The organism is Micromonospora coxensis, from assembly GCF_900090295.1.
Classification (GTDB): Bacteria; Actinomycetota; Actinomycetes; order Mycobacteriales; family Micromonosporaceae; genus Micromonospora; species Micromonospora coxensis.
Genome location: NZ_LT607753.1, coordinates 144,440 through 165,136, shown reverse-complemented (window position 1 = coordinate 165,136; position 20,697 = coordinate 144,440). Strand labels below are relative to the sequence as shown.

At 73.2% G+C, this 20,697-nt stretch carries 23 protein-coding genes; 6 read left to right on the top strand and 17 right to left on the bottom strand.

The annotated features are described in order from the left end of the window. Window positions 1–37 precede the first annotated feature (37 nt). Window positions 38–1,519 (bottom strand): peptide MFS transporter, encoded by a 1,482-nt coding sequence (locus tag GA0070614_RS00750; protein WP_088979113.1) that lies wholly within the window; start codon window positions 1,517–1,519, stop codon window positions 38–40. 218 nt (window positions 1,520–1,737) lie between these two features. Here GA0070614_RS00750 and GA0070614_RS00745 point away from each other — a divergent pair, with 218 nt between their 5' ends. Next, complete coding sequence (locus tag GA0070614_RS00745; RefSeq protein WP_007070998.1) at window positions 1,738–2,079, top strand: RNA polymerase-binding protein RbpA; 342 nt, start codon at window positions 1,738–1,740, stop codon at window positions 2,077–2,079. Window positions 2,080–2,139: 60 nt separating this feature from the next. Here GA0070614_RS00745 and GA0070614_RS00740 read toward each other — a convergent pair whose 3' ends face one another. Beyond that, window positions 2,140–2,766, bottom strand: coding sequence for an NAD(P)-dependent oxidoreductase (locus GA0070614_RS00740; protein ID WP_197701388.1), 627 nt, complete (start codon window positions 2,764–2,766; stop codon window positions 2,140–2,142). Window positions 2,767–2,816: 50 nt separating this feature from the next. Between GA0070614_RS00740 and GA0070614_RS00735 the strand changes: the two genes are divergently transcribed. Beyond that, the gene (locus GA0070614_RS00735; protein WP_088974168.1) at window positions 2,817–3,467 is read left to right on the top strand and encodes a MerR family transcriptional regulator; all 651 of its coding nucleotides are present in this window, start codon (window positions 2,817–2,819) and stop codon (window positions 3,465–3,467) included. A gap of 7 nt (window positions 3,468–3,474) precedes the next feature. On the opposite strand, the gene GA0070614_RS00730 is transcribed toward GA0070614_RS00735, so the two are convergent. The 4 genes from GA0070614_RS00730 to GA0070614_RS00715 form a co-directional block, all read right to left on the bottom strand. Then, on the bottom strand, window positions 3,475–3,993 hold the full coding sequence (locus tag GA0070614_RS00730) for an FxsA family protein (protein WP_088974167.1): 519 nt from the start codon (window positions 3,991–3,993) through the stop codon (window positions 3,475–3,477). Window positions 3,994–4,068: 75 nt separating this feature from the next. Beyond that, entirely contained in the window at window positions 4,069–4,833 is a 765-nt protein-coding gene (locus GA0070614_RS00725; RefSeq protein WP_088974166.1) for a polyprenol monophosphomannose synthase, read from the bottom strand. A 28-nt stretch (window positions 4,834–4,861) separates the two neighbouring features. Then, entirely contained in the window at window positions 4,862–6,397 is a 1,536-nt protein-coding gene (gene lnt / locus GA0070614_RS00720; RefSeq protein ID WP_088979111.1) for an apolipoprotein N-acyltransferase, read from the bottom strand. Between the two features lie 99 nt (window positions 6,398–6,496). Further along, window positions 6,497–7,186, bottom strand: coding sequence for a winged helix-turn-helix transcriptional regulator (locus GA0070614_RS00715; RefSeq protein ID WP_088974165.1), 690 nt, complete (start codon window positions 7,184–7,186; stop codon window positions 6,497–6,499). Between the two features lie 78 nt (window positions 7,187–7,264). Here GA0070614_RS00715 and GA0070614_RS00710 point away from each other — a divergent pair, with 78 nt between their 5' ends. Together GA0070614_RS00710 and GA0070614_RS00705 are read left to right on the top strand one after the other, a co-directional pair. Further along, window positions 7,265–7,771, top strand: a complete 507-nt coding sequence (locus GA0070614_RS00710; protein WP_088974164.1) for a pyridoxamine 5'-phosphate oxidase family protein — start codon at window positions 7,265–7,267, stop codon at window positions 7,769–7,771. A gap of 5 nt (window positions 7,772–7,776) precedes the next feature. After that, window positions 7,777–8,445 (top strand): alpha/beta fold hydrolase, encoded by a 669-nt coding sequence (locus GA0070614_RS00705; protein ID WP_231933458.1) that lies wholly within the window; start codon window positions 7,777–7,779, stop codon window positions 8,443–8,445. A 414-nt stretch (window positions 8,446–8,859) separates the two neighbouring features. Here the strand turns inward: GA0070614_RS00705 and GA0070614_RS00700 are convergent, their stop codons facing one another. The 6 genes from GA0070614_RS00700 to kdd are packed head-to-tail and all read right to left on the bottom strand — an operon-like array spanning window position 8,860 to window position 15,557. Continuing rightward, window positions 8,860–10,194, bottom strand: coding sequence for a glutamate mutase L (locus GA0070614_RS00700; protein WP_088974162.1), 1,335 nt, complete (start codon window positions 10,192–10,194; stop codon window positions 8,860–8,862). Then, window positions 10,191–10,583 (bottom strand): 3-aminobutyryl-CoA ammonia lyase, encoded by a 393-nt coding sequence (gene kal / locus GA0070614_RS00695; protein WP_088974161.1) that lies wholly within the window; start codon window positions 10,581–10,583, stop codon window positions 10,191–10,193. The genes GA0070614_RS00700 and kal overlap by 4 nt, the downstream gene beginning before the upstream one ends. Beyond that, entirely contained in the window at window positions 10,580–11,341 is a 762-nt protein-coding gene (gene kamE, locus GA0070614_RS00690; RefSeq protein ID WP_088974160.1) for a lysine 5,6-aminomutase subunit beta, read from the bottom strand. The genes kal and kamE overlap by 4 nt, the downstream gene beginning before the upstream one ends. After that, the gene (kamD, locus tag GA0070614_RS00685) at window positions 11,338–12,900 is read right to left on the bottom strand and encodes a lysine 5,6-aminomutase subunit alpha (protein WP_088974159.1); all 1,563 of its coding nucleotides are present in this window, start codon (window positions 12,898–12,900) and stop codon (window positions 11,338–11,340) included. Before kamD ends, kamE begins: the two co-directional genes overlap by 4 nt. Window positions 12,901–12,924: 24 nt before the next feature. Further along, entirely contained in the window at window positions 12,925–14,490 is a 1,566-nt protein-coding gene (locus GA0070614_RS00680) for an amidohydrolase (protein WP_088974158.1), read from the bottom strand. A 5-nt stretch (window positions 14,491–14,495) separates the two neighbouring features. Further along, entirely contained in the window at window positions 14,496–15,557 is a 1,062-nt protein-coding gene (gene kdd, locus GA0070614_RS00675) for an L-erythro-3,5-diaminohexanoate dehydrogenase (RefSeq protein WP_088974157.1), read from the bottom strand. A 143-nt stretch (window positions 15,558–15,700) separates the two neighbouring features. Between kdd and GA0070614_RS00670 the strand changes: the two genes are divergently transcribed. Then, on the top strand, window positions 15,701–17,107 hold the full coding sequence (locus tag GA0070614_RS00670) for a KamA family radical SAM protein (protein WP_088974156.1): 1,407 nt from the start codon (window positions 15,701–15,703) through the stop codon (window positions 17,105–17,107). A 63-nt stretch (window positions 17,108–17,170) separates the two neighbouring features. Here GA0070614_RS00670 and GA0070614_RS00665 read toward each other — a convergent pair whose 3' ends face one another. Continuing rightward, on the bottom strand, window positions 17,171–17,362 hold the full coding sequence (locus tag GA0070614_RS00665; protein WP_088974155.1) for a CsbD family protein: 192 nt from the start codon (window positions 17,360–17,362) through the stop codon (window positions 17,171–17,173). Between the two features lie 640 nt (window positions 17,363–18,002). Between GA0070614_RS00665 and GA0070614_RS00660 the strand changes: the two genes are divergently transcribed. Further along, window positions 18,003–18,569 carry a histidine phosphatase family protein gene (locus GA0070614_RS00660; protein ID WP_088974154.1) on the top strand — a complete coding sequence of 189 codons (567 nt, stop codon included), beginning with the start codon at window positions 18,003–18,005 and terminating at the stop codon, window positions 18,567–18,569. 7 nt (window positions 18,570–18,576) lie between these two features. Here GA0070614_RS00660 and GA0070614_RS00655 read toward each other — a convergent pair whose 3' ends face one another. The 4 genes from GA0070614_RS00655 to GA0070614_RS00640 are packed head-to-tail and all read right to left on the bottom strand — an operon-like array spanning window position 18,577 to window position 20,683. Continuing rightward, window positions 18,577–19,056, bottom strand: a complete 480-nt coding sequence (locus GA0070614_RS00655; RefSeq protein WP_088974153.1) for an Lrp/AsnC family transcriptional regulator — start codon at window positions 19,054–19,056, stop codon at window positions 18,577–18,579. A 53-nt stretch (window positions 19,057–19,109) separates the two neighbouring features. Next, complete coding sequence (locus GA0070614_RS00650; RefSeq protein WP_088974152.1) at window positions 19,110–19,331, bottom strand: DUF433 domain-containing protein; 222 nt, start codon at window positions 19,329–19,331, stop codon at window positions 19,110–19,112. A 9-nt stretch (window positions 19,332–19,340) separates the two neighbouring features. After that, entirely contained in the window at window positions 19,341–20,483 is a 1,143-nt protein-coding gene (locus GA0070614_RS00645; protein WP_088974151.1) for an acyl-CoA dehydrogenase family protein, read from the bottom strand. Beyond that, window positions 20,480–20,683 (bottom strand): hypothetical protein, encoded by a 204-nt coding sequence (locus GA0070614_RS00640; protein WP_088974150.1) that lies wholly within the window; start codon window positions 20,681–20,683, stop codon window positions 20,480–20,482. The genes GA0070614_RS00645 and GA0070614_RS00640 overlap by 4 nt, the downstream gene beginning before the upstream one ends. Between the last annotated feature and the right edge of the window lie 14 nt (window positions 20,684–20,697).

The window sequence follows — 20,697 nt, the reverse complement described above, 5'->3', positions numbered from 1 at the left end:
GTCGGGCGCTGCCGCACCTCCCCCCGCAGGTGGCAGCTCAGTGGATGCCGGCCATCAGCCGGGAGACGTGCCGGCCGGCCATCACCGCGCCCAAGCCCAGCGCCACCGAGGCCAGCCCGAAGGTCAGGAAGTACGTCGGTTCGGGCCAGGTCTCGGCCAGCCGGGCCACCTGGCCGCCGATCGCGTCGCCGACGGCGGTGGCGAGGAACCACAGGCCCATCATCTGGCTGGCGTACTTGACCGGGGCGAGCTTGGTGGTGGCGGACAGGCCGACCGGGCTCAGCGAGAGCTCACCGGCGACCTGGATGGCGTACACGGCGATCAGCCACCACGGGGAGACCAGGTCGCCGCCGACGGCGGCCTGCGCGGCGGCGGCCATCAGCACGAACGACAGGCCGTTGAGGACCAGGCCGACGGCGAACTTCACCGGGGTGGAGACCCGGTGGCCCAGGCGCAGCCACAGCCAGGCGGCCAGCGGCGCCCCGACGATGATCAGGATCGGGTTGACCGACTGCAGCCACGAGGCGGGAAAGGTGAAGCCGAGCACGTCGCGGTCGGTGTTGTCGGCGGCGAAGATGTTCAGCACCGAGCCGGCCTGGTCGTAGATCAGCCAGAACGAGGCGGCGAAGACGAACAGCCACAGGTACGCCTTCATCCGCAGCCGTTCGGTGCCGCTGATCTCCCGGTCGGTGAGGATCCGGGCGAAGTAGCCGATGGTGATCACGACGGTGGCGACGGTGAGCAGGTTGACCACGCTGTTGACGGTGAACAGCCCGGCGACGGCGAGCGCGGCGAGCAGCAGCGCCAGCGCCAGCGCGCCGACGCCGATGCGTCGCAGCGCGCGGCGGCGGTCGGCGCCGAGCAGCGGGTCGGCGGGGCGGTCACCGGCGTCGCCGAGGTGGCGCCGGCCGAGGACGTACTGCAGCACGCCGAAGGTCATGCCGACCGCGGCGGCGGCGAAGCCCAGGTGCCAGTTGATCTTCTCGCCGAGGAAGCCGCAGACCAGTGGGGCGATGAACGCGCCCAGGTTGATGCCCATGTAGAAGAGGGAGAAGCCGGCGTCGCGCCGCGGCGAGTCGCGGTCGTACAGGTCGCCGACCATGGTCGAGATGTTCGGTTTGAGCAGGCCGGTGCCGAGCACGATCAGGGCCATGCCGGCGAAGACGCTCCACCGGGTGGGGATCGCCATCACGTAGTGCCCGGCGGCGATGACCACGCCGCCGGCCAGCACGCTGCGGCGCGCGCCGATCAGCCGGTCGGCGACCCACCCGCCGGGCAGCGCCATCAGGTACACCATGGCGTTGTAGGTGCCGTAGACGGCGTTGGCGGTGGACTCGCGCAGGCCCAGGCCGTCCTCGGCGACCGCCGCGGTCAGGTACAGCACCAGGATGGCCCGCATGCCGTAGAAGCTGAACCGCTCCCACATCTCGGTGAGGAACAGGGTCGACAGCGCCCGCGGGTGACCGAAGAAGGTCTTCCCGCCGGGCCGTCGGGCGTCGACCGGCGCGTCACCGCTCATCGTCACCTCCGGCACACCTGGGGCGGCTAACATCCCCGGTGCGCGCCGAAACACGCATACGATTCGACCCGGCCGGGGACGACCCCGCCGGGTACCGGTCATGGGCGGCTACCCTTGCAGGGGCCACCGGGCCGGTCACCGACCCGGGCGGGAATGCTCCGGCGGCGACGGGCCGTTACACCGAGAAGACCAGCACCACGAACGAGGGGAAGTCGATCATGGGCGAGCGCATGCTGCGCGGAAGCCGTCTGGGCGCGGTCAGCTACGAATCCGACCGCAACACGGAGCTCGCGCCGCGTCAGACCCGCGAGTACCTGTGCGCCAAGGGCCACCAGTTCGAGGTGCCGTTCGCCGTCGACGCCGAGGTCCCCACGACCTGGGAGTGCAAGTTCGACGGCAGTGTCGCCCGGCTGGTCGACGGCACCGAGCCGGAGCAGAAGAAGGCGAAGCCGCCGCGTACCCACTGGGACATGCTGCTGGAGCGCCGCTCCATCGCCGAGCTGGAGGACATCCTCGCCGAGCGGCTGCAGGAGGTCCGCACCCGCCGCGGCCGCGCCTGAGCGCACCTGACCACGAACGAGCCCCCGGGAGTCCGTCTCCTCCCGGGGGCTCGTTCGTGGTCAGCCTCGGGTGACGGTCACGCAGCCGCGCCGGTGCGCGCCCGTGTCGAGCAGGTCCAGCAGCGTACGGGCCAGCGCCGCGCGCGACAGCTGCGAGCGCAGCCCGGTCGCCACGTCGACGCCGACGGTGACGGGCGTGTCGGGACCGTCGACCAGTCGGGGTGGGCGCACGATCGTCCAGTCCAGGTCGCTGCCGCGCACCGCCGCCTCGGCACGTTCGGCCTCGGCCAGCCGCTCGGCGCCGACGAGGAGGGGCCACAGCAGCCGGGCGGTGCGGCTCTGCGCCGCGACGCTCTCGCCGACGCCGACGGTGGACACGCTGACCAGACGGCGCACCCCGCTCGCGGTCATCGCCGCGACCAGGGCGGCGGTGCCCGCCGACCGGACGGTGCCCGGTTGCTGCCCGAGTCGTACGCCCAGGCAGCTGACGACCGCGTCGATGCCGGCCAGCGCCCGCGCGAGCGCCTCGGGGTCACGCGCGTCGCCGTGCGTCACGCGCGCGCCGGGCAGCCGGGTCACCGCCGGATCGCGTACCAGCGCCACCACCTCGTGCCCGACCGCCGGGGCCAGCTCCCGCACCGCCTGACCGGTCCCACCGGTCGCGCCCACCAGAAGTATCCTCACCATGAAATGGAGAGTAGCGCTCCCCACTCTCTGGTGTCGAGTAGTCTCCCACCATGCGCCTGTCCGAGCTGAGCCGCGCCGTCGGCGTGCCCCCGGCCACCGTGAAGTGGTACCTGCGCGTCGGCCTGCTGCCCAAGGGCACCCCCACCGCCGCCAACCAGGCCCACTACGACGTGCGCCACGTACGCCGGCTGCGGCTGGTCCGCGCACTGATCGAGATCGGCCGGCTCAGCGTCGACGCCAGCCGCCGCGTCTGCGACGCCATCGACGACGCCGACCTGCCGCTGCACGACGTCCTCGGCGTGGTCCACCGCGCCCTCGCCGACGCCGGCGCGCACCCCGGCGCCACACCCGAGGCCAGCGCCGCCGTCGACACGTTCCTCGACCGGCGCGGTTGGCAGGTACGCCCCGACGCCCCCGCCCGCGCCGAACTGGCCGCCGTGCTGACCGCGCTGACCGGCCTGCGCGACTCGGGCGCCCCGCCCGTCGACACCGCCGACGCCGTGGCCCACCTGCTCACCCCGTACGCCGAGGCGGTGCAACCGCTCGCCGCCGCCGAGGTCGCCGGCGTCCCCACCGACCTGGCCCGCGACGAGGTCGTCGAACAGGTCGTGGCGGGCACCGTGCTGATGGAACGGGCCCTGGGCGCGCTGCGCCGCCTGGCCCAGGAACACCACTGGGCCGGCCGGAGGGAACCCGACTGAGCCGGGCTCAGCCCTGCCGCGGCTCCACGATCTCACCCTCGATCGCCCGGCCCCCGTCGACCACCACCGGCTCGTCCGCCGCGGTGGGCGGCTGCGGCTCCCCTCGGCGCACCCGCACCGTACGGGGCCCGAACAGGTCACCGGCGACCATCGACGACACCCGCCGCTCGGTGGCCCGCTGCACCCCGGCCCGGGCCAGCCGGCGCACCGGCGGCACCAGCAGCAGCAGGCCCACGGCCCCGCTGAGCAGACCCGGCACGGCCAGCAGCAGCGCACCCAGCAGCCCCACCAGCCCGTCGGTCACCTGCCGTCCCGGCGGCTGCCGCGACTGCACCGCCGCCTGGAATCCCCGCCACGCCCGCATTCCCTCGCGGCGCAGCAGCACCAACCCCAGCAGCGACGCCGCGAACGCCAGCAGCACCGCCGAGCCGTACCCGATCGCCCGGCCCACCCCGACGAACACCGCCAACTCCAGCACCACCGCCAGCAGCAGGGCCGGTGGCACGAACCTCAGGTATCGGCGCATCTCACCTCATCCGCGTCGTACGGCACCCGCTCACCGGGGCGGGGATCCGCCTGTCCAGCATGACACGCCCGGCGCTCACGGCCACCGGTCGTGACCGGCCCGGCCCCGGCGCACCCCACGGTCGCGCAACCCCCAGGTGGTGATCCGCCACAGCGCCTCCGCCACGATCAGCGGGCTCATCTTGCTGGCGCCCCGTTCCCGCTCGGCGAACGTGATCGGCACCTCCACGATCCGCACCCCCGCCCGGTGCGCCAGCCGCGACAGCTCCACCTGGAAGGCGTACCCCTGCGAGCAGACCGACTCCAGCGCCATCGCCCGCAACGCCGCCGTGCGGTACACCCGGTACCCGCCGGTGGCGTCGGTGACCGGCACGCCCAGCGCCAGCCGCGCGTACAGGTTGCCGCAGCGCGACAGCAGCAGCCGCCGCACCGGCCAGTTCACCACCCTGGCCCCACCGGTCCAGCGTGAGCCGATGACCACGTCGGCGTCGCGGGCGGCGGCCAGCAGCGTCGGCAGGTCCTCCGGGGCGTGCGAGCCGTCGGCGTCCATCTCCACCACCGCGTCGTAGCCGCGCCGGCGCGCCCACGCGAACCCGGCCAGGTACGCCGCGCCGAGCCCGGCCTTGCCGGGGCGGTGCAGCACGTGCACGTGCGCGTCGGTGGCGGCCATCGCGTCGGCCAGCGCGCCGGTGCCGTCGGGGCTGTTGTCGTCGGCGACGAGGATGTCCACGCCCGGGGCGGCGGCGCGGACCCGGCCCACGATGTCGGTGACGTTGTCGGCCTCGTTGTAGGTGGGGATGACCACCAGCACCCGCCCCACCCCGTCGATCGGCACGCTCACCGCACCCCTTTCGCCTCGGCGCCGGCGGCTACCCTCCGGCGCGTGCGCGGCGACGTGTCCCGGCCGCGGCGAGCAGCAGCGCCACCGCCAGCCCGGTCAGGGCCACCTCCGGCCACACCCCGGCCCGGGTGGCCGGTGTCCGGCCGTCGGCGAGGGCCACCTGCCGCAGCACCACCGCGCGGGTGTTGAACCCGGTGGCGCCGCTTACCCGCCCGTCGGGGGTCACGAACCCGGACACCCCCACCGTGGAGGCCATCAACGCCCCACGGCCGTGCTCGACGGCCCGCAGCCGCACCATGGCCAGCTGCTGGCGGGCCTCGGCGACGTCGAAGGTGGCGTTGTTGGTCTGCACCACCAGCAGTTGCGCGCCGCCGTCGACGGTGTCGCGGACCAGCCCGTCGTAGGCGACCTCGAAGCAGATCACGTCGCCGAGCACCGCCGGACCGGAGCGCACCACCCCGGGGGTGTCCCCGGCGACGAAGTCGTTGCGGACCAGGTCGACCTGCTCGCTGACCATCCGGGCGATGCGGCGCAGCGGCACGTACTCGGCGAACGGCACCGGGTGGCGTTTGGTGTACAGCTGCGACTCATCCGCCCCGCTGCCCGGTCGCCACAGGATTCCCGCGTTGCGCACCTGTTTGGGCCCGGGACCGAGCAGCACCGCCCCGACCAGGATCGGCGCGTCGATCGCGTCGGCGGCGCGGGAGATCCGCTCACCGGCGGAGGCGTTGCGCAGCGGGTCGATGTCGGAGGAGTTCTCCGGCCACACCACAAGGTCGGGGCGGGGCTGGGCCCCGGCGTCGACCCGGGCGGCCAGCTCCAGGGTGGCGTCGACGTGGTTGTTCAGCACCGCCTGCCGCTGGGCGTTGAAGTCCAGCCCCAGCCGGGGCACGTTGCCCTGCACCACCGCCACGGTCACCGTCCGGCCGGTGCCGGTGGCGCCGGTGGGCAGCAGCAGCGCCCCGCCGGTGACGGCCAGCGCGACGGCGGTCGACGCCGCGACCGGCGCCCACGCCGCCGGCGTACGGCCCGGCCAGCGCCGCCACAGCGCGGCGGCCAGCAGCCCACCGACCAGCGCCACGGCGAAGGTGACCAGGGGCGCGCCACCGAGCCAGGCCAGCCGCAGCAGCGGGGAGGTGTCCTGGCTGAACGCCAGCCGACCCCAGGGGAACCCGCCGAACGGGGTACGCGAGCGCAGCGCCTCCTGCGCCACCCACAGCAGCGCGGTCAGCAGCGGCCACGCCCACCGCCGCCGGTCGGCCAGCGGCGACACCCACGCCGTCGCCGCGCCGAGCAGCGCCAGGTAGCCGGCCTGCAGCAGCGACAGCAGCACCCACGGCAGGTAGCCGGTGTGCAGGTTGGTCCACTCCAGCATCGGCGCGAACAGCGCCACCCCGGTGAGCAAGCCCAGGCCGGCGCCGGCGCGCATCCGCCGCCGGTGCGCCGCGACGGCCAGCAGCGCCACCCCGAGCGGGGCCAGCGGCCACAACCCGTACGGGGGGAACGCCAGCAGCATCGTCAGCCCGGCCGCCACCGCCGCCGGCACCGCCCACCGCAGCGGCATGGCCCGCGGGGCCTCGTCGCGGCGTACCACCTCGGTGGCACGCGTCTCATCCCGGTCGAGCGTCGTCACCGGCACCTCACCACGATCACGGGCCGAAGGCTACCCGGCGCTCGCGCCGGCACGCGCGGTGCCGGGCTCGGGCGGGCCGGCGTCGGCGGGCTCGGGCCGGCGAAAGCTGCCCAGCAGGCGCGCGGCGGTGTCCCGGTCGCCGGTGAGCACGATTGCGCCGGCGGCGACGGCGTCGGCGAGGGCCCGCCGCCGGAACACCACCTCGCGCAGCGTCGCGGTGTCGGTGTCGACGCCGGCGTCGGGCGCCTCGACGTCGCCCCGGGTGACGCGCAAATCCTGCCCGGTGGTGGCGACGGTGAACGCGTCGACCCCCAGCCGCAGCCGCACGACCGCCGGTGCCCCGCCGTCGGGCACGTACGTGGTGCGCAGGGCGAGCATGAGGGCGTCCACGCCGAGCGGGGCGGTGCCGCGCATTGGGGCGCGGGCCCCCCACCGGCCCAGCGCCAGCAGCACCGGTTCGAGTTGCCGGCCCCACTCGGTCAGCTCGTAGACACCGGCGCTGACCGGCGGGCCGAGATCGCGGTGGGTCAGCACACCGGCGGCCTGCAGGTCGCGCAGCCGCTGCGACAGCACGTTGGGGCTCATGCCGGGCAGGCCGCGGCCGAGTTCGGCGAAGCGTTTCGGCCCGAGCAGCAGTTCCCGGACCACCAGCAGCGACCACCGCTCCCCGACGGCGGCCAACGCGCGGGCGACCCCGCACGGGTCGTCGTAGGAGCGCATGGGCGACAGCGTAGCCGACAGTGGTTGTGTACCCGTAGTGCGCACTCCTAGATTAGGAGTGACGTGAGGAGAGGGTGCATGACGACGATCACCGACCTGCCGCAGGGCGACCCGCGCCTGCTCGACACCGACCTGGCCCGCGAGCTGCTCACCTCCACCGAGCCGGCCCGCCTCGCCTACGTCGCCCCCGACGGCACCCCACGGGTGCTGCCGATGATGTTCCACTTCACCGGCGAGGAGGTGGTGTTCGGCACCTTCGGCGGCGCCCGCAAGATCGCCCACCTGCGGGCCCGCCCACAGGTGGCGGTCACCATCGACACCGCCGGCGACCCACCCCGGGTGCTGCTGCTGCGCGGCCCGGTCACCGTCACCGACGTGCACGGCGTCGTCGCCGAGTACATCGCGGCCCACGAGCGCTACCGCAGCCCCGAACAGGCCGCCGCGACCCTCGCCGAGATCGACCACCCCGACCTGGTGATGGCGCGCATCGGGCTGCGTCCCACCTGGGTCGGGCTGCTCGACTTCGTCACCCGCTTCCCCGGCGGCGGCACCGCCGACGACATCGTCAGGCGGGCCCGACAGTGACCTACGTGCTGATCCCCGGCGCCGGCGGCGACCCCCGCTACTTCGACCTGCTCGTCGACGAGCTGCACGCGCGCGGCCACGACGCGGTCGCGGTGGCGCTGCCCGCCGCCGACCCCGACGCCGCCCTGCCCGAGTACGCCGCCACCGTCCGCGCCGTCGTCGACACCCACCCCGAGGTGGTGCTGGTGGCGCAGTCGATGGGCGCGTTCACCGCCGCGCTGGTCGCCGACCATCCGGCGGTGCGGCTGCTGGTGCTGCTCAACCCGATGATCCCCGCACCCGGTGAGACGCCCGGCGACTGGGCAGCGGCCACCGGCCACGCCCAGGCCCGCGCCGCGTACGCCGAAGCGCAGGGCCGCGACCCGCACGCCGACATCGACCTGACGGTGGACTTCCTGCACGACGTGCCCGCCGACGTGTTCGCCCGGATGAGCGACGGACCACAGGAGTCCGACGCGGCATTCGTCCGGCCCAACCCGCTGCGCGCATGGCCGCCCGTGCCGACCCGGGTGATCAGCGGCCGCGACGACCGGCTCTTCCCCGCCGACTTCCAGCGCCGCCTGGCCGTCGACCGCCTCGGCGTACACCCGCAGGAACTGCCCGGCGGGCACCTGCTGGCGTTGAGCCAACCCCGGCTGCTGGCCGAGACGCTGCTCAGCCTCACCGACGACTAGCGACACGAAATCGGGGCGCGGCATACGCCGCGCCCCGATGCTCCCAGGCCCTTCCCGGCCGGTGGGGCGAGAATGAGCGACGCCGACCTTCGGACCGACCCGACGGTGGACTGGCTGCCCCCGCCTGGCCGTTGTCTACTGGCCGTGCCCCTCACCCTGCCCGTACACCGGTAACCGCGGCCGGTTCGCGCCGCCCCGCCGACCCCCGCCCGCTGGACCTGGCCGCCGCGACTCGCAAGGTCGCTCGGCCAGCGGACGAAGGGACGAAGCGAACAACAGCCGCTTCCCGTAGTAGGACTCAAAGACGGTACGGCGTGGACCCCCGCCGCTGTCAACCCACCCCGGCCTGTCGTGTGTTGCGCCACGGCGTGTCGCGTCGGCGCGTCTCGATACGTGGCCCACCGGCGCGACCGTTCACGCCCCCAGATGCCGGCCCAGCAACGCCCGCGCCGCACCCGGATGCTCGGCGGCCAGCAGCCCCGCCGCGGCCAACACGTAGTCGGTGTCCACCACGGCCCGGGCCGCGCGCGGCACCGGCCACCCACCGGCATGGTCGGCGAGCACCGCCGCGAGGACCCCGGCCGCGTCGGCCGACGGCGCATGCCGCAACACCCCACCGGAGCCGACCACCAGCCGCACGTCACGCAGGTCCCGCCCCGCCCGTTCCCCGGTCGCCGCGCCCCGCGCGTGCCGCCGCAACGCCACCGTCGCCGCCAGCGCGGCGATCCGCGCGTCGACCGCCCGGCCCGCGTCGTCACCCGGCAGGAACCCCGGATCCGCCGCCCGCACCGCCGCCTGCGCCGCCAGCACGTCCTGCTCCCCCGCCGCCAGCAGCCGCTCCTCCGCCGCCGCCCGCACCACCCCGGGCGCGCTCCACCGCATCCCCAGGTCCCCCTCCACGGTGCGCGCCCGCCACAGCGTCCCGGCCACCTCCCGACCCGGGCCGCTGTCCCGCTCGTCCGGGGTCAGCACCGAATACACGTCGGTCGTCGCACCACCGACGTCCAGCACCACCAGATCACCACCGACGGCGTCGGCGAGCGCCTCCACCCCGGTCAGCACCGCGTCCGGCGTCGCCGCCCGCACCAGCCGGGCGAACCGGCCACCACGCGACAACTTCTTACCGCCGATGACGTGGCGCAGGAACACCTCCCGGATCGCCGCGCGGGCCGACGCGGGCGCCAGCACCCCGATACGGGGCAGCACGTTGTCGGCGGCGGTGACCGGCACCTTCGCCGCCGACAGGAGGGCGTACAGGTCGTCGCGGGCGTCGGCGTTGCCGGCCAGCACCACCGGCACCCGCCAGCGCGCCCTCGCCAGCCGGGTGGCGTTGTGCGTCAACACCTCCGCGTCGCCGCCGTCGGTGCCGCCCACCAGCAGCACCACGTCGGGACGGGCGGCGCGCAACACGGTCAGCTCGGCGCCGCCGAGCCGCCCGGCCGCCACGTGCACCACGTTCGCCCCGGCGGACAGCCCGACCCGCCGGCCGGCCTGCGCGGTCACCAGCGGCTCGTAGCCGACGACCGCGAGACGCAGACCACCGCCGGCCGACGAGCACACGTACCACGGCACGTCACCCACGCCGAGCCCGGCGCAGGCCGCACCGACGGCGGCGTCCAGGCCGTGCAGCACATCGGTGCCCACCGTGGTCGGCGCGGACGCCGCAGCGACCAGACGGCCGCCGACGAGGTCCACCACCGCCGCCTTCGTGTACGTCGACCCGACGTCGGCGCAGACGGCGATGTTCACGCCGCCGCGGGCACGACCACCGTGCCGGTCGCGGTGACCGCCACGATCGGCACGGCGAGGACCTCCGCCGCCGACTCGCCCTTGTCGGGCCGGCCCCGGCACACCACCCGGGCCTCGAAGTCGATGGTGCGGCTACGGGTACCGACACGGGTGACGGTGGCGACGACCTCCAACACGTCACCGGCCTTCATCGGCGCCCTGAACTGCACGTCGGAGTAGGAGGCGAACAACCCCTCGTCGCCGTCGGTACGGATGCACACCTCGGTCGCGACATCCCCGAACAGGCCCACCGCGTACGCCCCGTCGACCAGGTTCCCCGCGTAGTGGGCGTGGGAGTACGGCACGTACCGGCGGTGGGTGACGGTCAACCCGACCCGGGAATCACTCATGCTCTCGCCTTCTTGTTCGTGACCAACGCGTGCACCAGGTACGAGGCGACCTCACCGGGGGTGGTGCCGCGACCGAAGATCCGGTCCACACCCAACTCCCCGGTCATCGTCTCGTCGAAGCGGGGACCCCCGACGATCAGCAGCGGCCGCTTCCCCGCCGGCATCGCCTCCCGGAACGCCGCGGACATCTCCCGGGTGTTGTGCAGGTGCGCGTCGCGCTGCGTGACGACCTGCGAGACGAGCACCGCGTCGGCCTTCTCCTGCCGGGCCGCCTCCACCAACTCCGGCACACTCACCTGCGCGCCGAGGTTGGTCACCTTCAACTCCCGGTAGTACTCCAGGCCCTTCTCCCCCGCGATGCCCTTGACGTTGAGGATCGCGTCGATGCCCACGGTGTGCGCGTCCGTGCCGATGCACGCCCCCACCACCGACAACTTGCGCCGCAGCTTCTGCTTCACCACCGCGTTGACCTCCTTGGCCGACAGCAGCGGGAAGTCACGCTCCACCACCTGCACCGCCGACAGGTCCACCAGATGGTTCACCCGCCCGTACACCACGAAGAAGGTGAACCCGTCGCCCATCTGCGTGGCGTGCACCAGCATCGCCGGGTCGATGCCCATCTTGTTGGCGAGCTGGACCGCCGCGCCCTCGGCCCGCTTGTCGTGCGGCACCGGCAACGTGAACGACACCTGCACCATGCCGTCACCCGTGGTGTCCCCGTACGGCCGGACGATCTTCTTCTCCGCCGCCGCGCTCACGCGCGCTCCCCTTCCAGGATCTCGGTGGCCGGGTTGAAGTAGTCGGCCTCGTGCCGGGCGACACCGTCGAGACCCTTGCCCCGGTCCGCGGGCCGCTTCATGATCCCGAAGGTGCCCTCGGCGATCGCGGTCAGCAGCGACTGCTCACCGATGCGCTCCAACAGCTCCACCGCCTCGCCGAGAACCCGGTGCGCGCGCTGCTGGATGAACCCGCCCGGCGCGGGCACGAAGTCCTCGTGCAGGCCACCGGCGGCGCCCAGCACGTAGCGCACGTTCTGCAGGGCGATGTCCCGGTCCGACAACCACGGCGTCACCACCGCCTCGGTCATCATGCCGACCAGCAGGATGCCCTGCCCCGTCATCGCGCCGACCAGGTTGAAGAACCCGTCGAGCAGATTGCCCCGGAACACGTCACCGGTCATGTGCTTCGTCGGCGGCATCCACTTCAACGGCGCGTCGGGGAACAACTCCCGGGCCAACAACGCGTGCGCCAACTCCAACCGCAACGACTCCGGCAGATCCGGGTTGATCTCGAACGCGTGCCCCAGCCCCAACTGCCAGTCGGCCAACCCGGCCTCGTGCGCGAAGTACTCGTTGAGCAGCTGCGACACCGTCACCGTGTGCGCCTCGTCCACCGCATCCGCGGTGGTCAGGTAATTGTCCTCACCGGTGTTGATGATGATCCCGGCGCGCGCGTGCACCTGCCGGGAGAACCGCTGGTCGACGAACGTACGGATCGGATTGATGTCACGGAACAGGATCCCGTACATCGAGTCGTTGAGCATCATGTCCAGACGCTCCAGACCCGCCAGCGTGGCCATCTCCGGCATGCACAACCCCGACGCGTAGTTCGTCAGCCGCACGTACCGGCCCAGCTCCTTCGACGACTCGTCCAACGCCGCCCGCATCAGCCGGAAGTTCTCCTGCGTCGCGTACGTGCCGGCGAAACCCTCCCGGGTCGCCCCCTCCGGCACGTAGTCCAGCAGCGACTGCCCCGTCGAACGGATCACCGCGATCACGTCCGCCCCCGCCCGCGCCGCCGCCTGCGCCTGCGGAATGTCCTCGTAGATGTCGCCGGTGGCCACGATCAGGTAGATCCACGGCCGCTGCTTCGGATCCCCGAACCGCCTGACCAGCCGGTCCCGTTCGACGCGACGCCGGTCGATCTGCCGCACCCCCGCCCCGACCGCCCGCCGGGCCGCCCGGCGGGCAGCAGTGGCCGCCTTCCCCGACGGCTGCCCGAACCGCACCGACCCGGCGGCGGCCTTCTGCGCCAACAGCGTCACATCGCCGATCTGCTCACGGGCCAGAGCGTCGAACACCGGCGCCGCCACCCCGTGCCCCAGGCCCACGTCCGCCACCACCGCATCCACCAGACGGTTCACCCACGGAATGCCGTCCGGGTCAGCGCCGGTCACCCCGGCCAGCCGCAGCACCGCCCGCTCCACCGACACGGTGGTGTGGCTGCGCGCCAGATCCACCACCGGCTGCCCGGCGCGACGCGCCAACTCCCGCGCCCGCGCCACCAGCGCCGGATCCAGCCCAAGCTTGCCTGTCACGAACGCCCTTCCTGATAGCCCACGTCACCGCTCCTGATAGATCACGTCACCGCGCAGCACCGTGGCCCGGCACACCGGCAGCGGCGTCGGATCGTCCGCGCCCCGCAGCTCCGGATCCTCCGCCACCAGCACCGGCAGACCCCGCTCCACCCCCGCCGGCGTCGACCACACCGCGAACGTCGCCGGCGCCCCCAACGCCAACACACCCTCGTTGTCCAGGTGCACCGCCCGCCACCCGCCGCGGGTGTGCGCGGCGAACGCCGCCCGCACACTCATCCGCTGCGCCGGGTTGTGGTGCGCCGCCGCCGCCCGCACCGACCCCCACGGATCCAGCGGCGTCACCGGCGAGTCCGACCCGAACGCCAACGCCACCCCGACCGAGTGCATCGCCCCCATCGGATTGGACTCCAACGACCGGTCCAACCCCAGCCGCGACTCGTACATCCGACCCGCGCCACCCCACAACCGGTCGAACGCCGGCTGCATCGACGCCACGATGCCGTACTCCACGAACCCGGCGATCAACCGCTTGCTCATGATCTCCGCGTGCTCGACCCGGTGCCGGGCCGCCCGCAGCCGGTCCACACCCAGCTTCTCCGCCGCCTGCCCGAACCCGTCCAACACCGTCGAGATCGCCGCGTCACCGATCGCGTGGAAACCGCCCTGCACCCCGTGCGCCGCACAGTCCAACAGATGGTCGCGCACCTGCTCCGCGCTCACGTACCCGTGCCCGCACGCCCCCGGCTCCCCGTCCAGGTACGCCGCCGACACGTGCGCCGTGCGCGACCCCAACGCCCCGTCGGCGAACAGATCCCCGCCGGCGCCGACCGCCCCCAGCTCCCGCGCCCGCGCCGCACCCAGCAACTCACCCCAGTACCCGTACACCTCCGGCACCCCGGCCCCCGAGATGCCCAGCAACCCGGTGAAATCCTCCTCGTCGGAGATCTCCGGCCCACCGCACTCGTGCACCGCCGCGATCCCCAACGACGCCGCGTGCTCCAACGCCCGCCGCTGCGCCGCCACCCGCTGCGCACGGGTCACCGACGCGAACGCCGCCGCCCGCACCACATGGTGCGCGTCCCGCCGCAACCACCCAGACGCATCGAAACCGGCCGCACCCGCCACGTCCGGACACGCCGCCAGCAGCGCCCGCGACACCAACGCCGAATGGATCGACGCCTGCGACAGGTACACCCGACGCCCACCGGCCGCCCGACCCACCTCGTCGGCATCCGGCAACCGCCCGACCACCCACCCCGACTCGTCCCAGCCGTGCCCCAGCACCACCGCGTCCGACGGCAGACCCGCCGCGAACACCGACACCGCGTCCAACAGCTCACCGGCCGACCGCACCGACGACAGATCCAGCCCCGACAGGGCCAGACCGGTATCCGTGGCGTGCACGTGCGCGTCCACGAACGCCGGCGTCACCAACGCCCCGTCCAACTCCACCACCCGGTCCGCCACCGGAGCGTCCGCGTCGGCACCCAACCAGGCGATCCGACCGTCACGCACCAACAGCGCCGTCGCGCTCGGCTCCGCCGGACAGTGCAGCACTGCGCCGCGATACAACGTCGAGGGGTTCGTCATGGCACTCAGTCTGCCGCCAACCGGGCCTCGAAGAGCGCACGGACCCCCGCCTCGGACCGCAGCAGACCCAACGCCACCTCGGCGTGCCCCGGCACGTACCCGTTACCCACCAGCATCGTCACGTCCGCCGCCAGGCCCTCCGCGCCCAACGCCGCCGCCGCGAAACTCGTCGCCATCGAGAAGAAGATCACCGTACCGCCGTCCGCCGTGGCCAGCACCGCACCGTGCTCACACCCCGGCACGTCCACGCAGACCACCGTCACGTCCGCCGGCACCCCCAACGCCGACGTCACCGCCGTCGACAACGCCACCGGATCCCGCGCGTCGGCCAACGCCACCACGTCCGCCAACCCGGCCGCGAGCAGCGCCTCCCGCTCCGCCTCCACCGGCACCACCCCGACGCTACGACCCGCGCCCGCCCGCCGCGCCGCCGCCAACGACAGCGACCCGCTCTTGCCGGCCCCACCGATCACCGCCACCGTCACCGGCGTCGCGTCCCCCGCCCGCTGCCGCCGCGCCACGTGCTCGGCCACCACCCGCGCGGTCAACGCCGGCGCCCCGCACACGTCCAGCACCGCCAGCGACAACTCCGGGTGCAGATCCGTCGGCAGCACCGCCGCGATGGATCGGGCGAACAGGATCGCGTACCCGTCGCACGGCACCTGCTCGCTGCGCCCGTCCCAGCGGGCCAGCCCGTCGAGGATCGTCAGCGGGGTCAACGTCAGCGACACCAGCGTCGCCACCCGGTCACCGACCTTCAGCTCCAGCGGGGAACGCCGGCCGACCTCCTCCACCGTGCCGATCAGCATGCCGCCCGAACCGGTCACCGGGTTCTGCATCTTGCCCCGGGTGGCGACGATGTCGAGAACCTCGGCGCGCACCTTCTCCCCGTCACCGCCGTGCTTCTCCGACAACTGCCGGAAACTCGCCGCGTCCAGGTTCAACCGCTCGACCCGGATGCGCACCTCGTTCGGCGCGATCCGCGGGTCGGCGTCCAACCGCCACGCCGCCTGCGGCAGCACCCCCGCCGGTTCCACAACGCGGTGCAGACCCACCGGTGACGTCACGCCGACCTCCCCTGTCCAGCCGCTCGAAGCCCTGGCCAGGACTCGCGTCGCGGGAAAACTTCCGGCAGACTAATTTCTTCACCGGATATTTTCCAGTAGCCTACGGGCCGCTGATCATCTGCACCACGCACCGAGGAGGGGCCGTGACCCAGACCCAACCGGTTGAGACCATCCCTCAACCCCGTCACGCCCCGGTCGCGGCGCCGACCGCCGGGCAGCCGTACGAATACCGCCGCAGCCCCCTGGTCGAACCCGACTGGACCCGCTTCCCCGGCTGGCGCCACGTCACCCGCGAGCAGTGGGAGAACGCGCAGTGGCAGCGCGTCAACTGCGTCAAGAACCTCACGCAGCTGCGCACCGTGCTCGGCGACCTCGTCGACGAGAGCTTTTACGCCGACCTCGAGGCCGACCAGAAGGCCCTGGCCACCATGTCCATGCTGGTGCCGCCGCAGATGCTCAACACCATGGTCCCGTTCGCCCCGATGAGCACCGAGGCGTTCCTCGCCGACCCGGTCCGGCGCTACATGATCCCCGTCGCCTCCGACCGGCGCACCGACTGGCCGTCACACCCGTACGCCAGCCGCGACAGCCTGCACGAACACGACATGTGGGTCGCCGAAGGCCTCACCCACCGCTACCCCACCAAGGTCCTCGCCGAACTGCTCTCCACCTGCCCGCAGTACTGCGGCCACTGCACCCGCATGGACCTGGTCGGCAACTCCACCCCCGCCGTCGACAAGCTCAAGCTCACCCTCAAGCCCGTCGACCGCTACGACGCCCACATCGCCTACCTCAAGGCCCACCCCGGCGTCCGCGACGTCGTCGTCTCCGGCGGCGACGTGGCCAACGTGCCGTGGAAGAACCTCGAGTCGTACCTGATGCGGCTGCTGGAGATCGAGACCATCCGCGACATCCGGCTCGCCACCAAGGCGCTCATGGGTCTGCCGCAGCACTGGCTGCAGCCCGACGTCGTCGAGGGCCTGGAGCGGGTCGCCCGCACCGCCGCCCGCCGCGGCGTCAACCTCGCCATCCACACCCACGTCAACCACGCCCAGTCGATCACCCCACTGGTCGCCAAGGCCGCCCAGACCGCCCTCGACGTCGGCGTACGCGACGTGCGCAACCAGGGCGTGCTCATGCGCGGCGTCAACGCCACCGCCCCGGACCTGCTCGACCTCTGCTTCGCGCTGCAGGGCGAGGCGGGCATCCTGCCGTACTACTTCTACATGTGCGACATGATCCCCAACGCCGAGCACTGGCGGGTGCCGGTCTGGCACGCCCAGCAGCTCCAGCACGACATCATGGGCTACCTGCCCGGCTACGCCACCCCACGGATCGTCTGCGACGTCCCGTTCGTCGGCAAGCGCTGGGTGCACATGCTCACCGAGTACGACCGCGAGCGCGGCATCTCGTACTGGACCAAGAACTACCGCACCTCCATCGAGTCGGCCGACCTGGAGGCGCTGAACAAGCGCTACGCCTACTACGACCCGATCGACACCCTGCCCGAGTCCGGCCAGTCCTGGTGGGCGGCCCACCGTAACGACTGACCCCTCGACGTACCACGAGCGGCCTGCGGGGCATCCCCGCAGGCCGCTCGTCACGTTCGCCGGTCAGCGCATGGCGTCCCGTACGTCCTTGCCGGCCTCCTTGACGTGCTCGCCGGCCTGCCGGGCGCGCGCACCGCTGCGCTCCTGAGCGCCCTCGGCCCGCAACCGCTCGTTGTCGGTGGCGCTGCCGATCCGCTCCTTCGCCACGCCGGTCAGCTCCTGCGCCTTGCTCTTCGCCTTGTCGGTGAAGCTCATGTCGCCTCCTGCCGTTGCTCCGGCGGTCCACGGGGCCGTCCGCCCCGCTGCTGTTGCGTCCCCGACCCGACGGCGCCGAAACCGACCTCTCCCGGTGATCAGCTGATTCCTGTGTGCAGCCTTGCACACCCTGTAAGGCATCCTAGGACACTAGATGAAAGGGGATCGACTGGTCCGCCGCTGCAGCGACCTGCGGACGCCGCCGTGCCGGAAGGCGGCCGTGTGTGCGGGCCCGCCGCAGGGTTGCAGGCAGACCACGTCCCGGGTGTCGACCAGGGACGGGCACGTCCGCCCGGAGGGTCGCCCCGCTGCGCCGTCACGCCGCCCGAACGGTCACTCCCCCGTCGCCACGGACCGGGCCACCACCGGCGTCGACTCCCCGCGAGTAGGAACAGGTGGTCGTCCACCCGCCAGCGCGCGACGCCTCACCGGCGGACAGGATCCCCGACAACAGCACGCTCCACCGCCGGCCGCAGCAGCCTGAGGAACGTCACCTACCTCCCCCGGGTGGATGACATCCCGACCTCGCCGGGTCCCTCGACTCCCCGTCGGATGAGCCACATCGCGTAGGGCGTCCTAGGACAATAGGTTGGGAGGTGGTCGGCGCGCCGGAGCCGCACCGGGCTGGTTGACTGGGGGCATGAGCGAGATCCTCCTGGTTCGGCACGGCGAGACCACCTGGAGCGCCAGCCACCGGCACACCTCGTACACCGACCTGGAGCTGACCCCCGACGGCGAGCGGCAGGCCCGCGCGCTCGGCGCGGTGCTCGTCGGCCGGCGCTTCGCCCGGGTGCTGGCCAGCCCCCGCAAACGGGCCCTGCGCACCGCGCAGCTCGCCGGCCTCACCGTGGACCGCACCGACGAGGACCTGGTCGAGTGGAACTACGGCCGGTACGAGGGCCGCACCACCGCCGACATCCACGACGACCACCCGCACTGGAACATCTGGACCGACGGCTGCCCCGACGGAGAGTCCCCCAAGCAGGTCGGCGAGCGGGTCGACCGGTTGCTCGCCCGGATCACGCCCCTGCTGGAGCGGGGCAGCGTCGCGCTGGTCGGGCACGCGCACTGCCTGCGGGTCGTCGGGGCCCGCTGGATCGGTCTACCGCCGTCGGCCGGCGGGAAGCTGCGCCTGGACACCGCCACCGTGAGCGTGCTCGGCCACGAGCACGGGCGTCGGGTGATCCTGCGCTGGAACGGCCGCTGAGCGGGCCTCAGCCACCGTCGCGGGGACGCCGGGCCGACTCCCCCAGCGGGATCTTCGGCGGGCGCGCCTCGTACGGGGTGGAGAGCACCACCGTGGTGCGGGTGGTGACGTTCGCCGCCGTACGGATCTCCTGCAGCACCCGCTCCAGGTCCGCCGGGCCGGCCACCCGCACCAGCAGCAGGTAGAAGTCCTCCCCCGCCACCGAGTAGCAGGAGTCGATCTCGGGCAGGTGGGCCAACCGCTCGGGGGCGTCGTCCGGCTGGGAGGGGTCGAACGGGCGGATCGCCACGAACGCGGTCAGCGGCAGGTCCAGCGCCTCGAAGGAGACCTTGGCGGCGTACCCGTGGATCACCCCGCGCTGCTCCAGCCGACGGACCCGCTGGTGCACCGCGGACACCGACAGCCCCACCTTCTCGGCCAGATCGGTGTACGACAGCCGGCCGTCAGCGGTCAGCGCGGCGACGATGGCCCGGTCGATCTCCTCCACGGCGTGCAACCTACCCGGTGCCACGCTTGCGTGGTGGACTCCCCCGCCGACGGTCACGCTGCGCGTGCCGTCCGGTCGCGCACCGCGTCCGCCGCGAAGTGCAGCACCTGCGTCATGTCCTCCTCGTCGAGGAAGGGCAGATCGGTGAGGATGTCGGTGACGGACATGCCGTCGGCCATCATCGCCAGGATGGTGGCGACCGGGACCCGGGACTGCCGCACGCAGGGCGCGCCGCCCATCACCTCGGGGTCGACGGTGATCCGTTCAAAGGCCATCGGGCCAGGTTAGCCCTTGGCCAGCGCGCGGGAGATGACCAGGCGCTGGATCTGGTTGGTGCCCTCGACGATCTGGAGCACCTTCGCCTCCCGCATGTACCGCTCGACCGGGTGGTCGGCGACGTAGCCGGCGCCGCCGAGCACCTGCACCGCGTCGGTGGTCACCCGCATCGCCATGTCGGTGGCGAAGAGCTTCGCCTTGGCCGCCTCGATCGAGTACGGCCGCCCGGCGTCGCGCAGCCGGGCCGCGGAGAGCATCAACGCGCGGGCCGCGGAGATCGCGGTGGCGTGGTCGGCGAGGTTGAAGCCGAGACCCTGGAAGTCGATGATCGGACGACCGAACTGCTGCCGCTCCCTGGCGTAGCCGACGGCGTAGTCCAGCGCCGCTTGGGCCAGCCCGACCGCGCAGGCGGCGATGCCGAGGCGGCCGGAGTCCAGCGCCGACATGGCGATGGTGAAGCCCATCCCCTCACCGCCGATCAACCGGTCGGCCGGCACCCGGGCGTCGTCGAAGGCGATCTGCGCCACCGGGGAGGCGTGCAGGCCCATGGTGCGCTCGGCGGCCTGCGGGTGGATGCCGGGGGTGGCGCGGTCGGCGAGCAGGCAGGAGATGCCCTTCGGGCCGGGCCCGCCGGTACGGCAGAAGATGTTGTAGAAGTCGGCGACCCGGGCGTGGGTGATCCACGCCTTGGTGCCGCTGACCACGTAGGAGTCGCCGTCGCGGACGGCCTTCGTGCTCAGCGACGCGGCGTCCGAGCCGCCCTGCGGCTCGGAGAGGCAGTACGCGCCGAGCAGCTCGCCGCCGATCATCTCGGGCAGCAGCTTGCGCTGGGCGTCGGTGCCGAACTGCGCCACCGGGTAGCAGGACAGGGTGTGCACGCTGACCGCCTCGGCCACGGCGAGCCAGCGGCTGGCCAGGATCTCCAGCACCTGCAGGTAGACCTCGTACGGCTGGGCGGCGCCGCCGTGCTCCTCGGCGTACGGCAGGCCGAGCAGGCCGGCCCGGCCGAGGGTGCGCAGCACCTCGCGGGGGAACTCGGCACGCTCCTCGAAGCCGGCCGCCTTCGGGGCCAGCTCGCGATCGGCGAGTTCGGTGGCGAGGTCCAGCAGGTCGTGGGCCTCGTCGGTGGGGAGGATCCGGTCGACAGTCATGGCGCGATGAGCTCCGTCGGGGTGGTGGTGAGCCGCTGCCCGCGAGCCGTGGTGCGGCCGGCGGGGTCCTCGTTGCGGGTGTCGGACCGGCCGGGCAGGTCGATGCCGTGGCCGGTGCCGGACGCGGGCGCGCCGGCACGCCCGGCGGTGGCCCGGGCCACGACCGGTCGGGCGGCGGTGCGCGGCGCGTCGGTTCCCACCCCGTCAGCTTAAC

What these genes read in the sequence shown, in the direction of transcription:
- GA0070614_RS00735 (WP_088974168.1), top strand. Translation starts at nt 2,817, where the DNA reads ATGCGCCTGTCCGAGCTGAGCCGCGCCGTCGGCGTGCCCCCGGCCACC.
- GA0070614_RS00740 (WP_197701388.1), bottom strand. Translation starts at nt 2,766, where the DNA reads ATGGTGAGGATACTTCTGGTGGGCGCGACCGGTGGGACCGGTCAGGCG.
- lnt (WP_088979111.1), bottom strand. Translation starts at nt 6,397, where the DNA reads ATGCCGCTGCGGTGGGCGGTGCCGGCGGCGGTGGCGGCCGGGCTGACG.
- GA0070614_RS00665 (WP_088974155.1), bottom strand. Translation starts at nt 17,362, where the DNA reads ATGAGCTTCACCGACAAGGCGAAGAGCAAGGCGCAGGAGCTGACCGGC.
- GA0070614_RS00645 (WP_088974151.1), bottom strand. Translation starts at nt 20,483, where the DNA reads ATGACTGTCGACCGGATCCTCCCCACCGACGAGGCCCACGACCTGCTG.
- kal (WP_088974161.1), bottom strand. Translation starts at nt 10,583, where the DNA reads ATGAGTGATTCCCGGGTCGGGTTGACCGTCACCCACCGCCGGTACGTG.
- GA0070614_RS00650 (WP_088974152.1), bottom strand. Translation starts at nt 19,331, where the DNA reads ATGGCCTTTGAACGGATCACCGTCGACCCCGAGGTGATGGGCGGCGCG.
- GA0070614_RS00715 (WP_088974165.1), bottom strand. Translation starts at nt 7,186, where the DNA reads ATGCGCTCCTACGACGACCCGTGCGGGGTCGCCCGCGCGTTGGCCGCC.
- GA0070614_RS00660 (WP_088974154.1), top strand. Translation starts at nt 18,003, where the DNA reads ATGAGCGAGATCCTCCTGGTTCGGCACGGCGAGACCACCTGGAGCGCC.
- GA0070614_RS00680 (WP_088974158.1), bottom strand. Translation starts at nt 14,490, where the DNA reads ATGACGAACCCCTCGACGTTGTATCGCGGCGCAGTGCTGCACTGTCCG.
- GA0070614_RS00730 (WP_088974167.1), bottom strand. Translation starts at nt 3,993, where the DNA reads ATGCGCCGATACCTGAGGTTCGTGCCACCGGCCCTGCTGCTGGCGGTG.
- GA0070614_RS00710 (WP_088974164.1), top strand. Translation starts at nt 7,265, where the DNA reads ATGACGACGATCACCGACCTGCCGCAGGGCGACCCGCGCCTGCTCGAC.
- GA0070614_RS00745 (WP_007070998.1), top strand. Translation starts at nt 1,738, where the DNA reads ATGGGCGAGCGCATGCTGCGCGGAAGCCGTCTGGGCGCGGTCAGCTAC.
- GA0070614_RS00750 (WP_088979113.1), bottom strand. Translation starts at nt 1,519, where the DNA reads ATGAGCGGTGACGCGCCGGTCGACGCCCGACGGCCCGGCGGGAAGACC.